The 15,637-nt window shown below is 56.9% G+C and carries 10 protein-coding genes, 2 tRNA genes and 2 rRNA genes; 8 read left to right on the top strand and 6 right to left on the bottom strand.

The genetic code is table 11. The features are described 5' to 3' along the window. Positions 1 to 129 precede the first annotated feature (129 nt). The 6 genes from U9R80_RS00585 to U9R80_RS00560 form a co-directional block, all read right to left on the bottom strand. Positions 130 to 3,019 (bottom strand): 23S ribosomal RNA (locus U9R80_RS00585). Between the two features lie 223 nt (positions 3,020 to 3,242). Continuing rightward, a tRNA-Ala gene (locus U9R80_RS00580) sits at positions 3,243 to 3,318 on the bottom strand. A 10-nt stretch (positions 3,319 to 3,328) separates the two neighbouring features. Continuing rightward, positions 3,329 to 3,405: transfer RNA gene (locus U9R80_RS00575), tRNA-Ile, on the bottom strand. Positions 3,406 to 3,490: 85 nt separating this feature from the next. Next, positions 3,491 to 5,027: ribosomal RNA gene (locus tag U9R80_RS00570) — 16S ribosomal RNA — on the bottom strand. The 16S and 23S rRNA genes sit together here with 2 tRNA genes alongside, the layout of an rRNA operon. Before the next feature lie 553 nt (positions 5,028 to 5,580). Next, positions 5,581 to 6,801, bottom strand: a complete 1,221-nt coding sequence (locus tag U9R80_RS00565) for a CaiB/BaiF CoA transferase family protein (RefSeq protein WP_301839165.1) — start codon at positions 6,799 to 6,801, stop codon at positions 5,581 to 5,583. Between the two features lie 14 nt (positions 6,802 to 6,815). Next, a complete protein-coding gene (locus U9R80_RS00560; RefSeq protein ID WP_028942681.1) occupies positions 6,816 to 7,997 on the bottom strand; it encodes an acyl-CoA dehydrogenase in 1,182 nt (393 codons plus the stop codon). Positions 7,998 to 8,157: 160 nt separating this feature from the next. Between U9R80_RS00560 and U9R80_RS00555 the strand changes: the two genes are divergently transcribed. From U9R80_RS00555 to U9R80_RS00520, 8 genes are all read left to right on the top strand, one after another. After that, a complete protein-coding gene (locus U9R80_RS00555) occupies positions 8,158 to 9,084 on the top strand; it encodes a LysR family transcriptional regulator (RefSeq protein WP_301839162.1) in 927 nt (308 codons plus the stop codon). A gap of 407 nt (positions 9,085 to 9,491) precedes the next feature. Then, on the top strand, positions 9,492 to 10,613 hold the full coding sequence (locus tag U9R80_RS00550) for a Re/Si-specific NAD(P)(+) transhydrogenase subunit alpha (RefSeq protein WP_301839160.1): 1,122 nt from the start codon (positions 9,492 to 9,494) through the stop codon (positions 10,611 to 10,613). 11 nt (positions 10,614 to 10,624) lie between these two features. After that, positions 10,625 to 10,942: an NAD(P) transhydrogenase subunit alpha gene (locus U9R80_RS00545; protein WP_301839157.1), complete on the top strand. Its 318-nt coding sequence runs from the start codon at positions 10,625 to 10,627 to the stop codon at positions 10,940 to 10,942. A 2-nt stretch (positions 10,943 to 10,944) separates the two neighbouring features. Further along, complete coding sequence (locus U9R80_RS00540) at positions 10,945 to 12,381, top strand: NAD(P)(+) transhydrogenase (Re/Si-specific) subunit beta (RefSeq protein ID WP_301839155.1); 1,437 nt, start codon at positions 10,945 to 10,947, stop codon at positions 12,379 to 12,381. Positions 12,382 to 12,558: 177 nt separating this feature from the next. Next, the gene (locus U9R80_RS00535) at positions 12,559 to 14,052 is read left to right on the top strand and encodes an acetyl-CoA hydrolase/transferase family protein (protein ID WP_301839153.1); all 1,494 of its coding nucleotides are present in this window, start codon (positions 12,559 to 12,561) and stop codon (positions 14,050 to 14,052) included. Positions 14,053 to 14,371: 319 nt separating this feature from the next. Further along, the gene (locus tag U9R80_RS00530; RefSeq protein WP_301839151.1) at positions 14,372 to 14,587 is read left to right on the top strand and encodes a DUF1127 domain-containing protein; all 216 of its coding nucleotides are present in this window, start codon (positions 14,372 to 14,374) and stop codon (positions 14,585 to 14,587) included. Between the two features lie 296 nt (positions 14,588 to 14,883). Next, positions 14,884 to 15,201: a DUF2388 domain-containing protein gene (locus tag U9R80_RS00525; protein ID WP_301839149.1), complete on the top strand. Its 318-nt coding sequence runs from the start codon at positions 14,884 to 14,886 to the stop codon at positions 15,199 to 15,201. A gap of 120 nt (positions 15,202 to 15,321) precedes the next feature. After that, entirely contained in the window at positions 15,322 to 15,615 is a 294-nt protein-coding gene (locus U9R80_RS00520) for a DUF2388 domain-containing protein (protein ID WP_301839148.1), read from the top strand. Positions 15,616 to 15,637: the final 22 nt, after the last annotated feature.

Raw genomic sequence — 15,637 nt, 5'->3', positions numbered from 1 at the left:
TGTACCGGACCGTCGTTCGACGCTCCAGCAAATCGGGTATGTGATGTTTTGTGAGTCGCAAACTTTCGGTTCGTTTCGTCTTCACAACACCGTAATCTGGTCGTTCGACGCAAATTGCTTGGGTGTTATATGGTCAAGCCTCACGGGCAATTAGTATTGGTTAGCTCAACGCCTCACAGCGCTTACACACCCAACCTATCAACGTCGTAGTCTTCGACGGCCCTTCAGGGAGCTCAAGGCTCCAGTGAGATCTCATCTTGAGGCAAGTTTCCCGCTTAGATGCTTTCAGCGGTTATCTCTTCCGAACATAGCTACCCGGCAATGCCACTGGCGTGACAACCGGAACACCAGAGGTTCGTCCACTCCGGTCCTCTCGTACTAGGAGCAGCCCCTCTCAAATCTCAAACGTCCACGGCAGATAGGGACCGAACTGTCTCACGACGTTCTAAACCCAGCTCGCGTACCACTTTAAATGGCGAACAGCCATACCCTTGGGACCGGCTTCAGCCCCAGGATGTGATGAGCCGACATCGAGGTGCCAAACACCGCCGTCGATATGAACTCTTGGGCGGTATCAGCCTGTTATCCCCGGAGTACCTTTTATCCGTTGAGCGATGGCCCTTCCATACAGAACCACCGGATCACTAAGACCTACTTTCGTACCTGCTCGACGTGTCTGTCTCGCAGTCAAGCGCGCTTTTGCCTTTATACTCTACGACCGATTTCCGACCGGTCTGAGCGCACCTTCGTACTCCTCCGTTACTCTTTAGGAGGAGACCGCCCCAGTCAAACTACCCACCATACACTGTCCTCGATCCGGATAACGGACCTGAGTTAGAACCTCAAAGTTGCCAGGGTGGTATTTCAAGGATGGCTCCACGCGAACTGGCGTCCACGCTTCAAAGCCTCCCACCTATCCTACACAAGCAAATTCAAAGTCCAGTGCAAAGCTATAGTAAAGGTTCACGGGGTCTTTCCGTCTAGCCGCGGATACACTGCATCTTCACAGCGATTTCAATTTCACTGAGTCTCGGGTGGAGACAGCGCCGCCATCGTTACGCCATTCGTGCAGGTCGGAACTTACCCGACAAGGAATTTCGCTACCTTAGGACCGTTATAGTTACGGCCGCCGTTTACCGGGGCTTCGATCAAGAGCTTCGCGTTAGCTAACCCCATCAATTAACCTTCCGGCACCGGGCAGGCGTCACACCCTATACGTCCACTTTCGTGTTTGCAGAGTGCTGTGTTTTTAATAAACAGTCGCAGCGGCCTGGTATCTTCGACCGGCATGAGCTTACGGAGCAAGTCCTTCACCCTCACCGGCGCACCTTCTCCCGAAGTTACGGTGCCATTTTGCCTAGTTCCTTCACCCGAGTTCTCTCAAGCGCCTTGGTATTCTCTACCCAACCACCTGTGTCGGTTTGGGGTACGGTTCCTAGTTATCTGAAGCTTAGAAGCTTTTCTTGGAAGCATGGCATCAACCACTTCGTCGCCTAAAGGCAACTCGTCATCAGCTCTCGGCCTTAAGATCCCGGATTTACCTAAGATCTCAGCCTACCACCTTAAACTTGGACAACCAACGCCAAGCTGGCCTAGCCTTCTCCGTCCCTCCATCGCAATAACTAGAAGTACAGGAATATTAACCTGTTTTCCATCGACTACGCTTTTCAGCCTCGCCTTAGGGACCGACTAACCCTGCGTCGATTAACGTTGCGCAGGAAACCTTGGTCTTTCGGCGTGGGAGTTTTTCACTCCCATTGTCGTTACTCATGTCAGCATTCGCACTTCTGATACCTCCAGCAAGCTTCTCAACTCACCTTCACAGGCTTACAGAACGCTCCTCTACCGCATCACCTAAGTGATACCCGTAGCTTCGGTGCATGGTTTGAGCCCCGTTACATCTTCCGCGCAGGCCGACTCGACTAGTGAGCTATTACGCTTTCTTTAAAGGGTGGCTGCTTCTAAGCCAACCTCCTAGCTGTCTAAGCCTTCCCACATCGTTTCCCACTTAACCATGACTTTGGGACCTTAGCTGACGGTCTGGGTTGTTTCCCTTTTCACGACGGACGTTAGCACCCGCCGTGTGTCTCCCATGCTCGGCACTTGTAGGTATTCGGAGTTTGCATCGGTTTGGTAAGTCGGGATGACCCCCTAGCCGAAACAGTGCTCTACCCCCTACAGTGATACATGAGGCGCTACCTAAATAGCTTTCGAGGAGAACCAGCTATCTCCGAGCTTGATTAGCCTTTCACTCCGATCCACAGGTCATCCGCTAACTTTTCAACGGTAGTCGGTTCGGTCCTCCAGTCAGTGTTACCTAACCTTCAACCTGCCCATGGATAGATCGCCCGGTTTCGGGTCTATACCCAGCGACTAAGCGCCCTATTAAGACTCGCTTTCGCTACGCCTCCCCTATTCGGTTAAGCTCGCCACTGAATATAAGTCGCTGACCCATTATACAAAAGGTACGCAGTCACCTAACAAGTAGGCTCCCACTGCTTGTACGCATACGGTTTCAGGTTCTATTTCACTCCCCTCTCCGGGGTTCTTTTCGCCTTTCCCTCACGGTACTGGTTCACTATCGGTCAGTCAGTAGTATTTAGCCTTGGAGGATGGTCCCCCCATATTCAGACAAAGTTTCTCGTGCTCCGTCCTACTCGATTTCATGACTAAGAGATTTTCGCGTACAGGGCTATCACCCACTATGGCCGCACTTTCCAGAGCGTTCCGCTAATCTCAAAGCCACTTAAGGGCTAGTCCCCGTTCGCTCGCCACTACTAAGGGAATCTCGGTTGATTTCTTTTCCTCAGGGTACTTAGATGTTTCAGTTCCCCTGGTTCGCCTCTTGCACCTATGTATTCAGTACAAGATACTCAGCTTATGCTGAGTGGGTTCCCCCATTCAGAGATCTCCGGATCAAAGTCTGTTTGCCGACTCCCCGAAGCTTATCGCAGGCTACCACGTCTTTCATCGCCTCTGACTGCCAAGGCATCCACCGTATGCGCTTCTTCACTTGACCATATAACCCCAAGCAATCTGGTTATACTGTGAAGACGACATTCGCCGAAAATTCGCGATTAAACTCACAAATTTTACCTTAGCCTGAACAACACCAGTGAAAGTGCTATTCAGTCTATCTTTCTATCACATACCCAAATTTTTAAAGAACGATTCTGAAAAAGTTCAGAAATCAATATTCGAGGCGAATATTCATTTCTAAGCTTTGACACGGTAGCAAGGGGTGGTGGAGCCAAGCGGGATCGAACCGCTGACCTCCTGCGTGCAAGGCAGGCGCTCTCCCAGCTGAGCTATGGCCCCAACAAGAAACTGGTGGGTCTGGGCAGATTCGAACTGCCGACCTCACCCTTATCAGGGGTGCGCTCTAACCAACTGAGCTACAGACCCAGTTAAGAGCTGTTACCGATATCGTCTTCTTCAATGAATCAAGCAATTCGTGTGGGAGCTTATAAGACAGCTGATGTCTGTCGATTAAGGAGGTGATCCAGCCGCAGGTTCCCCTACGGCTACCTTGTTACGACTTCACCCCAGTCATGAATCACACCGTGGTAACCGTCCTCCCGAAGGTTAGACTAGCTACTTCTGGTGCAACCCACTCCCATGGTGTGACGGGCGGTGTGTACAAGGCCCGGGAACGTATTCACCGCGACATTCTGATTCGCGATTACTAGCGATTCCGACTTCACGCAGTCGAGTTGCAGACTGCGATCCGGACTACGATCGGTTTTGTGAGATTAGCTCCACCTCGCGGCTTGGCAACCCTCTGTACCGACCATTGTAGCACGTGTGTAGCCCAGGCCGTAAGGGCCATGATGACTTGACGTCATCCCCACCTTCCTCCGGTTTGTCACCGGCAGTCTCCTTAGAGTGCCCACCATTACGTGCTGGTAACTAAGGACAAGGGTTGCGCTCGTTACGGGACTTAACCCAACATCTCACGACACGAGCTGACGACAGCCATGCAGCACCTGTGTCAGAGTTCCCGAAGGCACCAATCCATCTCTGGAAAGTTCTCTGCATGTCAAGGCCTGGTAAGGTTCTTCGCGTTGCTTCGAATTAAACCACATGCTCCACCGCTTGTGCGGGCCCCCGTCAATTCATTTGAGTTTTAACCTTGCGGCCGTACTCCCCAGGCGGTCAACTTAATGCGTTAGCTGCGCCACTAAAATCTCAAGGATTCCAACGGCTAGTTGACATCGTTTACGGCGTGGACTACCAGGGTATCTAATCCTGTTTGCTCCCCACGCTTTCGCACCTCAGTGTCAGTATGAGCCCAGGTGGTCGCCTTCGCCACTGGTGTTCCTTCCTATATCTACGCATTTCACCGCTACACAGGAAATTCCACCACCCTCTGCCCTACTCTAGCTCGCCAGTTTTGGATGCAGTTCCCAGGTTGAGCCCGGGGATTTCACATCCAACTTAACGAACCACCTACGCGCGCTTTACGCCCAGTAATTCCGATTAACGCTTGCACCCTCTGTATTACCGCGGCTGCTGGCACAGAGTTAGCCGGTGCTTATTCTGTCGGTAACGTCAAAACACTAACGTATTAGGTTAATGCCCTTCCTCCCAACTTAAAGTGCTTTACAATCCGAAGACCTTCTTCACACACGCGGCATGGCTGGATCAGGCTTTCGCCCATTGTCCAATATTCCCCACTGCTGCCTCCCGTAGGAGTCTGGACCGTGTCTCAGTTCCAGTGTGACTGATCATCCTCTCAGACCAGTTACGGATCGTCGCCTTGGTGAGCCATTACCTCACCAACTAGCTAATCCGACCTAGGCTCATCTGATAGCGCAAGGCCCGAAGGTCCCCTGCTTTCTCCCGTAGGACGTATGCGGTATTAGCGTTCCTTTCGAAACGTTGTCCCCCACTACCAGGCAGATTCCTAGGTATTACTCACCCGTCCGCCGCTGAATCGAAGAGCAAGCTCTTCTCATCCGCTCGACTTGCATGTGTTAGGCCTGCCGCCAGCGTTCAATCTGAGCCATGATCAAACTCTTCAGTTCAATACTGCTTGGGTTTTGAGAAAACCCTAAACTTGGCTCAGCAATCTCAAATGACTTCTTTGAAATCTTTCGACTTCTCGTGTAGTCACTTGTGATGCTGATAATCTTTTTGACTATCAGTCTGAGCTCACAAGCACCCACACGAATTGCTTGATTCGATTGTTAAAGAGCGGTGGCTGAAGTCTTTCGCTTCAACCGAGGCGCGCATTCTACGCCTTCCTCAGAGTGTGTCAAGCGTTCATTTTGAAGTTTTTCAGAATTTCTCTTTCAACTTCAACCGCTTAACTCGCTGCGATCTCTCGTCAGCGGGAGGCGAATTCTACAGCGTTTCAAGTCGCTGTCAACTGCCTTTTCACCGCTGCCGATCTTTCGATCGAAGCCCCTCCAGCACTACCTTGAACCGCTAACTCTTTGAAACTCAAGGAGTTTTCGATTCCGACCACGCCGGAAGTGGGGCGAATTATAGAGAGATAAAACGGCACGTCAATGCTTTATTTCAAACTTATGACAATAAGCCCCTGACGCGCCGCTTCTATATAGAAGGGAAGAAACCTTACAACACCCCCGCTCCACGCAACCGCCCGATCTCCGCGGCCGCCATCCCCAGCACTTCACCCAGGACCTGCTCAGTATGCTCCCCCAGCAGAGGTGGCGCATTGCGATACTCCACCGGCGTCGCGGACAACCGAATAGGACTTGCCACTTGCGGCACAACCCCGGCCAGGGGATGCGGGATTTCAATTGCCAGTCCCCGGGCTTTCACCTGTGGATCGGCAAACATCTGCGCCAGATCATTGATAGGCCCGCACGGCACGCCAGCCTTTTCCAGCTGAGAGACCCATTCGGCGGTGGTTTTGAATACCGTTGCCTGGCGGATCAATGGAATCAACTCGGCCCGATTGGCGACGCGCTGCTTATTAGAAGCAAAGCGCGGGTCATCCGCCCATTGCGGCTGCCCGGCCACTTCGGCGAACTTGCGGAACTGGCCATCGTTGCCCACCGTGAGGATGAAATCACCGTCGGCAGTAGGGAAGTCCTGGTAAGGCACGATATTGGGGTGAGCATTGCCCAGCCGCTTGGGCGGGTTGCCGGTAGTCAGGTAGTTCATCGCCTGATTGGCCAGGCAGGCCACTTGCACATCGAGCAAGGCCATGTCGATATGCTGACCACCGCCATCATGGTCTCGATGGGCGAGGGCGGCCAGGATCGCCACGGTCGAGTAAAGGCCCGTGAGAATATCGGTCAGTGCAACACCAACCTTGACCGGCCCAGCACCTTCATCACCCTCGGGGCGGCCGGTAAGGCTCATCAGCCCACCCAACCCCTGGATCATGAAGTCGTAGCCTGCACGCTTGGCATACGGCCCGGTCTGGCCGAAGCCCGTGATCGAGCAATAGATAAGCTGCGGATTGATCGCCTTCAGGCTTTCATAATCCAGCCCGTACGCGGCCAGGCCGCCCACTTTGAAGTTCTCGATGACCACATCCGACTTGGCCGCCAGCTCGCGCACCAGACGCTGGCCTTCAGGCTGCGTGAAGTCGATGGTCACCGACCGCTTGTTGCGGTTGGCCGATAGGTAATAGGCCGCTTCGCTGGTGTTCTCGCCGTAGGCGTCCTTGAGGAAGGGTGGGCCCCAGGCACGCGTATCATCGCCGCTGCCCGGGCGCTCGACCTTGATCACTTCCGCTCCAAGGTCGGCAAGGATCTGCCCGGACCACGGCCCGGCCAGCACTCGCGACAAATCCAGCACCCGCAGATGAGATAGCGCGCCCATGGGCTGGCTCCTTATTAATAGAAGGCCTGGATGCCAGTTTGCGCACGACCCAGGATCAGCGCATGCACGTCGTGGGTACCTTCATAGGTATTGACCACTTCCAGGTTGACCAGATGACGGGCCACACCGAACTCGTCGGAGATGCCGTTGCCACCCAGCATGTCACGCGCCAGGCGAGCGATATCCAGCGCCTTGCCGCAGGAGTTGCGCTTCATGATCGAAGTGATTTCGACCGCCGCAGTGCCTTCATCCTTCATCCGCCCCAGGCGCAGGCAGCCTTGCAGAGCCAGGGTAATCTCGGTCTGCATGTCAGCCAGCTTCTTCTGGATTAGCTGATTGGCGGCCAGTGGGCGGCCAAACTGTTTACGGTCCAGGGTGTACTGGCGAGCGGTATGCCAGCAGGCCTCAGCGGCGCCCAGCGCACCCCAGGAGATGCCGTAACGGGCAGAGTTCAGGCAAGTGAACGGACCTTTGAGGCCACGCACTTCAGGGAAGATGTTCTCTTCCGGCACAAAGACGTTGTCCATGACAATTTCACCGGTGATCGAAGCCCGCAGGCCGACCTTGCCGTGAATCGCCGGGGCGCTCAGACCTTCCCAGCCCTTTTCCAGCACAAAGCCGCGGATATCGCCAGCATCGTCCTTGGCCCAGACCACGAACACATCTGCAATCGGGCTGTTGGTGATCCACATCTTGTTGCCGGTCAGGCGATAGCCGCCTTCGACCTTCTTCGCGCGGGTGATCATCGAGCCAGGATCGGAGCCGTGGTCAGGTTCGGTCAGGCCGAAGCAACCAATCCATTCACCACTGGCCAGCTTGGGCAGGTACTTCTGCTTGGTGGCTTCATTGCCGAACTCATTGATCGGCACCATCACCAGGGAGGACTGCACACTCATCATCGAGCGGTAGCCGGAGTCGATGCGCTCCACTTCACGAGCGATCAAGCCGTAGCACACATAGTTCAGGCCGCTGCCGCCGTATTGCTCAGGGATCGTGGCGCCGAGCAGGCCGACTTCGCCCATCTCACGGAAGATCGCAGGATCAGTCTGCTCGTGACGGAAAGCCTCCAGCACGCGCGGGGCCAACTTGTCCTGGGCGAACTGATAAGCGCTGTCACGCACCATGCGCTCTTCTTCAGTGAGCTGTTGGTCGAGCAACAGCGGATCGATCCAGTTGAAGCTTGCTTTACCGGCCATGAGCGAATCCTCGAAAGATGGGACCAGAGTTGTTATGCATTGATCCTAGGCCCCTTCAACCGACGAGACAAACGAGGAATGCGCAACGTCCTGTGATAATTTCTCACTCCGTAATACCAGCAACGCCACTCTTTGCGCCTTATTAGTGAGGTTGACGTACATGCGACGCAAGATCCCCAGTACCGCAGCCCTGGTATGTTTCGAGGCCGCAGCCCGGCACGAGAGCTTTACCAAGGCCTCCCAGGAGTTGTCCCTGACTCAGGGCGCCGTCTGTCGGCAAGTCGCCGGCCTGGAGGAGTTTCTCAACGTCGAGCTGTTCCGTCGCTCGCGTCGCGGGGTAAAGCTCACCGAGGCAGGGCTTTCCTATAGCCGTCGCGTAGCGGCACAACTGGACGCCGTAGAGCGCGACACCTTGTCGGTAATGGGCCAGCAGGGCGCCAATGTGATCGAGCTGGCCGTGGTACCGACCTTCGGCACCCAATGGCTGTTGCCCAGGCTCAAGGACTTCCAGCTGCGTCACCCCGAGGTCACCGTCAACCTCACCAACCGCACCCGACCGTTCCTGTTTGCCGACACCAATTTCGATGCCGCCATCTATTTTGGCGATGCCGACTGGTCGGGTACGCAGTCCCATCGACTCATGGGGGAGAATCCGGTACCGGTCTGCAGCCCGGCGCTGCTGGGTGGAGCAGGGGAGCTAGACCCCGAACAGCTCGCACAACTGCCTCTACTGCAACAGACCACACGCCCCTACGCCTGGCGCCAATGGTTCAACAGCCTCGACATGAACGTCCCAAGGGACATGACCGGCCCACGCTATGAGCTATTCTCGATGCTTGCGCAGGCGGCCATGCATGAGATGGGGGTGGCGCTGATTCCACCGTTCCTGATCCAGCGCGAATTGGCAGAAGGGCGCCTGGTTGTCGCCAACCGGCATGCGCTGTCAAGCATCAAGGCGTATTACCTGATGATCCCGGAGCGAAAGGTGGAATCTGCATCTTTGCGCGCTTTTCGCGACTGGCTAGTAGCCGAAGCCGGCCGCTATACCGCTACCCACAAGGATCACAGCAATAACTCGACCCCGTAGTCAGTAAAACTGGAACCCTACAGATGTACGGAAATGTCGCAATTACCACAACTGTTTTTCCACCCCCTCCGACAGCCCTTAACCCTCCTATTTATGCGGCTTTCACAGCATAAATCGCGTTTTGAACAGCGCATTCAGAGAATTCGGCGGAATTATTTCAAAATTTACCGTAATCTCCCTGAAGCCCGTGATTGGCGGGCTCCAGGTCAGTTATTGCGACATTCGGTCACAGGGTGACTTGTAGTTTGATTGCCGTCACCCTTCAAAACTGGTTGAAGCGACTCTGTAATCACCTGCAAAATGCCGCGCCCCGCCTGAATTCGGCGGGATCGTGCTGATCGGCCGCCCCAGACGCACCATCCGCAGTGCGCTGGTTTTCCAACAAAAGATCACGCAGGAGATTTGACGTGCACATTGGTGTTCCACTCGAAACGCAGACGGGCGAAACACGGGTTGCTGCAACCCCGGAAACCATCAAGAAACTGATTGGTCAGGGGCATCAGGTCACCGTCCAGAGCGGCGCCGGCATCAACGCCAGCGTTCCGGACAGTGCCTATGAAGCAGCAGGCGCCACTATTGGCAGCGCTGCCGATGCGTTTGGTGCACAGCTGGTGTTGAAGGTCGTAGCACCCAACGACAGCGAATTGGCCCAGATCAACAGCGGCACCGTCCTGGTGGGGATGCTCAATCCGTTCAACAACGAAACCATTGCCAAGATGGCCGAACGCGGCGTCACCGCGTTCGCCCTCGAAGCGGCGCCGCGCACCTCACGGGCGCAGAGCCTCGACGTGCTGTCTTCGCAGGCCAACATTGCCGGCTACAAGTCGGTGCTGCTGGCGGCTCACTACTACCCACGCTTCATGCCGATGCTGATGACTGCCGCAGGCACCGTCAAAGCCGCTCGTGTACTGATTCTGGGTGCGGGTGTGGCGGGACTTCAGGCGATCGCCACGGCCAAGCGCCTGGGCGCCGTCATTGAAGCCTCGGACGTCCGTCCGGCGGTGAAGGAGCAGATCGAGTCGCTGGGCGCCAAGTTCATCGACGTGCCCTACGAAACCGACGAAGAACGCGAATGTGCCGAAGGCGTTGGTGGCTACGCCCGCCCAATGCCTGCGAGCTGGATGCAGCGTCAGGCCCAGGCGGTGCACGAGCGCGCCAAGCAGGCTGACATTGTCATCACCACCGCGCTGATCCCGGGCCGCAAGGCACCGACGCTGTTGAGCGCCGAGACCGTTGCGCAAATGAAGCCGGGCTCCGTGGTCATTGACCTTGCCGCAGCCCAGGGCGGCAACTGCCCGCTGACCGTCGCCGACCAGGTAGTGATCGAGAATGGTGTGACCATCGTCGGCCCGACCAACCTGCCCGCGCAGGTCGGGGCAGATGCTTCGGCGCTCTATGCCCGCAACCTGCTCGACTTCATGAAGCTGCTGTTCGACAAGGACAGTCAGCTGGTGATCAACCTCGAAGACGATATCGTCGCCGCGTGCCTGATGTGCCGCGACGGCCAGATCATCCGCAAGAACGGATAAGGAGCTAGACAATGGAAGACATGCTGATCTCTCACGGCGTCTATAACCTGATCATTTTCGTGCTGGCGATCTATATCGGTTACCACGTGGTGTGGAACGTCACCCCGGCACTGCATACCCCCCTGATGGCGGTTACCAACGCCATTTCCGCCATCGTCATCGTCGGCGCCATGCTGGCCGCCGCCCTGACCGTGACACCGTTCGGCAAGATCATGGGCACCCTGGCGGTGGCCTTGGCAGCGGTCAACGTATTTGGTGGTTTCCTGGTCACCCGGCGCATGCTGGAGATGTTCAAGAAGAAAGCCGCAAAGGCTGAGGGGAAGCAGTAAACATGAGCATGAACCTGGTAACACTTCTCTACCTCGTCGCCTCGGTGTGCTTCATCCAGGCGCTCAAGGGCCTGTCGCACCCGACGTCGTCGCGGCGCGGCAACCTGTTCGGCATGCTCGGCATGGCCCTGGCGATCATCACCACCATCGGCCTGATCTACAAGCTGGGTGCAGAGCTGGCCACTGACGGCATCGGCTATGTCATTGTCGGCCTGCTGGTCGGCGGCACTGCCGGCTCGATCATGGCCAAGCGCGTTGAAATGACCAAAATGCCTGAGCTGGTTGCTTTCATGCACAGCATGATCGGTCTGGCCGCGGTGTTCATCGCAATTGCAGCAGTGGTTGAGCCGCAGTCGCTGGGCATCGTCTCCAGCATCAGCGACCCGATCCCCACCGGTAACCGCCTGGAGCTGTTCCTCGGCGCAGCCATCGGTGCGATCACCTTCTCGGGTTCGGTCATTGCCTTCGGCAAGCTCTCCGGCAAGTACAAGTTCCGCCTGTTCCAGGGCGCACCTGTGCAGTTCCGCGGTCAGCACCAACTGAACCTGGTGCTGGGCCTGGCAACCATCGGCCTGGGGCTGGTCTTCACCTTCACCGGCAACTTGAGCGCCTTCGCCCTGATGCTGATCCTGGCGTTCGTCATGGGTGTGCTGATCATCATCCCGATCGGCGGCGCCGACATGCCGGTCGTGGTGTCGATGCTCAACAGCTACTCGGGCTGGGCGGCGGCCGGTATCGGCTTCTCGCTGAACAACTCGATGCTGATCATTGCCGGCTCCCTGGTCGGTTCGTCCGGTGCCATCCTGTCGTACATCATGTGCAAGGCGATGAACCGTTCGTTCTTCAACGTGATCCTCGGTGGCTTTGGCGGTGCAACAGACGTCAGTGGCCCGGCCGGCGCACAAGAGGCCCGTCCGGTGAAATCCGGTTCGGCTGATGATGCGACCTTCCTGCTGAGCAATGCCGATACCGTGATCATCGTCCCGGGCTACGGCCTGGCGGTGGCCCGTGCCCAGCACGCGCTCAAGGAACTGACCGAGAAGCTGGTCCACAACGGTGTGAACGTGAAGTATGCGATCCACCCGGTGGCAGGCCGCATGCCAGGTCACATGAACGTACTGCTGGCTGAAGCCGAAGTGCCGTACGACCAGGTGTTCGAGATGGAAGACATCAACTCCGAGTTCGGCCAGGCCGACGTGGTGCTGGTGCTCGGTGCCAACGACGTGGTCAACCCGGCCGCCAAGAACGATCCGAAATCGCCGATCGCCGGCATGCCGATCCTCGAAGCCTTCAAGGCCAAGACCATCATCGTCAACAAGCGCTCGATGGCCAGTGGCTACGCGGGGCTTGATAACGAGCTGTTCTACCTGGACAAGACCATGATGGTTTTCGGTGACGCCAAGAAGGTCATCGAAGACATGGTCAAAGCCGTCGACTAAGCCTTTTCCAGGCTGTGACAAATAGCCCCAGCGCTGTACCGGCTGGGGCTTTTTCATGCCCGGCCAGCCGACAGAAGGCTCTAATTCAGGGCTTAGCATTCGACCTTGGTCGCGGGACGGCGCGTTGCTAAAACACTAGACTGCGCATCTAGCTTTAGTAGCCCGAGATAACAATCCATGTACCGTGATCGTATCCGCTTGTCCTCCCTGCACAGCAAGGTAATGAGTGCGGCTGATGCCGCTGGCCTGATCGAGGACGGCATGACCGTCGGCATGAGCGGTTTTACCCGCGCCGGCGAAGCCAAGGCTGTACCCCATGCATTGGCCGAACGCGCCAAGCAGTCGCCGCTGCAAATCAGCCTGATGACCGGCGCCAGCCTGGGCAACGACCTGGACAAACAACTGACCGAGGCCGGTGTACTGGCCCGTCGCATGCCATTCCAGGTCGACAGCACCCTGCGCAAGGCCATCAACGATGGCAAGGTCATGTTCATCGACCAGCACCTGTCGGAAACCGTTGAACAGCTGCGCAACCAACAGCTGAAACTGCCGGACATCGCGGTCATCGAAGCGGTAGCCATCACCGAGCAAGGCCACATCGTACCGACCACCTCGGTGGGCAACTCGGCCAGCTTCGCGATTTTCGCCAAACAGGTCATCGTCGAGATCAACATGGCGCACAACGCCAACCTCGAAGGCCTGCACGACATCTACATCCCGACCTACCGTCCAACCCGTACGCCGATCCCGCTGGTAAAAGTCGATGACCGCATCGGCAGCACCGCGATCCCGATCGACCCGGCCAAGATTGTCGGTATCGTCATCACCGAGCAGCCGGACTCGCCGTCCACCGTACTCCCGCCGGATGGCGAAACCCAAGGCATCGCCAACCACCTGATCAACTTCCTCAAGCAGGAAGTGGAAGCAGGGCGCATGACCAACAAGCTCGGCCCGCTGCAGGCCGGCATCGGCAGCATTGCCAACGCGGTGATGTGCGGCCTGATCGACTCGCCGTTTGAAGACCTGACCATGTACTCCGAAGTACTGCAGGACTCGACCTTCGACCTGATCGACGCCGGCAAGCTGAGCTTTGCCTCGGGCAGCTCGATCACCCTGTCGACTCGCCGCAACGCTGACGTGTTCGGCAACCTTGAGCGCTACAAGGACAAACTGGTCCTGCGCCCACAGGAAATCTCCAACCACCCTGAAGTGGTCCGTCGACTGGGCATCATCGGCATCAACACCGCCCTTGAGTTTGACCTGTACGGCAACGTCAACTCCACGCACGTCTGCGGCACGCGGATGATGAACGGTATTGGCGGTTCCGGCGACTTCGCCCGCAATGCGCACCTGGCGATCTTCGTCACCAAGTCCATCGCCAAGGGCGGTGCGATCTCGAGCGTAGTGCCAATGGTCAGCCACGTGGACCACACCGAGCACGACGTCGACATTCTCGTCACCGAGCAGGGCCTCGCCGACCTGCGTGGCCTGGCGCCGCGCGAGCGCGCACGGGTGATCATCGACAACTGTGTGCACCCGGACTACCGCGATGCGCTGAATGACTACTTCACCCGCGCTTGCGAGCGCGGCGGTCATACCCCGCACATCCTGCGTGAAGCCCTGGCCTGGCACGAAAACCTGGAAGAAACCGGCCGTATGCTCGCCAGCTGAGTCGTACTGTAATTCAGCCGGTGATGCGCAATGCTCACCGGCTGAACAGTTACCACCTATACATTTGCAAAAACTGTTCTACTGTACCGGTATTTTCACCCCGCATTTCCGCTCCAACCTCCTTACTCTGCAGATAAATGCACCATTTGAGTGCTGACCAGTACAGTTACGCCTATTTCGAGTGCAACAGTGCACTTAAACAGTTAACTGGACCATCACAATCTAGGTGAACTGTATCTACTGTTATGGACGACAGAGGAGGATCATTGGCATCAGTTAAATCACTACCTAATGCCGCCACAAGCGGAAGGATGACATCATGGAACGTACCCTCAGTTCCGGCCTGGTTTTCGAAAACACCGCCAAACAATCCAAGGCTGCGCTGCCACTGCGCGCTCTGGCTAACCTGATGCTGTGGCAACGCCGCATCGCCAGCCGCCACCAGTTGGCCCGCCTGGACTCCCGCCTGCTTGCCGACGCCGGCATCAGCGAGGCACAACGCTACGAAGAGCTGAGCAAGCCGTTCTGGCGTTGATGCAAGGCTCGCCGGCCAACGCCGGCACCTCGAATTCCACAAAACCCGTCGCAGGTGACTGCTGACGGGTTTTGTCGTTCTGAAGCCGCGGAATAGAGCGGCTACGGGCTCGACAGATACAGTTTACGAAGAGTTATTTTTTACAGGTACAGTTGATAAATCTTACTGGTATCCTGTCTAACTCACGGACGCTGATCGCGTGATACGCTTAATGCACCCAGCTTGGAAACGATAAGTAGCACAACAAGCTGAGCGTGCGTCTGACACAAGTACCAGCCTTTTTCAGGAGATCGACCATGTTCCGTTCACGCTTTGTTGGCGCCGCACTGCTGCTGGCCCTGGCTTCCACCGCCAACGCCACTAGCTTCGTCGTGACTACCGACACCATCGTTCGCGGCGTAGCTGCTTCCACCGACGCCACCTCCGATGTGTCTTCCTCGTTCCGTGACGACAAGATCGTGCGCGCAGCCCGTGACGACGCTGCCAGCTTCGTTGCCAGCCACGGCGAAATCCGCGGTGTGAAGCTCGAGAGCGCTTTCGCCCACATCCGTCAGCAGGCTCCAACCCTGCAGGCGAGCGACGCGCAGTTGGCCCAGGCCATCCTGGCGATCTGAGGCCGCCTGATTCCGGCTTCGCGCATGTAACAACATGCAACGAAGCCGGGTTCCCTACGCTGGTTCTTGCCAGCGCATTGGGATAGCCTTGCCGGCTGACTTACCAGCCTACCGAGACTCATGCGTTATCTGTCATTGCTGTTGCTTGGGCTGTGCTGGGGCGGTTCTGCCCAGGCACTGGACCTCACCACCAATAACCTTGTCATCAGTGGCTACGTCACCAGCAAGGTGACCTCGGCACCCTTCGATCGCAAACTGCTCTTCGATGCCCAGGATGCTGCAGCGGCGTTTGTCGCCAGCGATGGCCAGCTCCGGGGCGCCCGCTTGCAAGCGGCGCTCAATCGCCTGCGCCAGTCCAACCCCGAACTTCATGCCGACGACCTTGAACTGGCGCAGGCAATTCTCGTCCAATGATTACCCCTGTTCTTCCGGAGAT

The organism is Pseudomonas sp. JQ170C (assembly GCF_035581345.1).
Classification (GTDB): domain Bacteria; phylum Pseudomonadota; class Gammaproteobacteria; order Pseudomonadales; family Pseudomonadaceae; genus Aquipseudomonas.
This window is presented reverse-complemented; position numbering and strand designations above follow the sequence as displayed.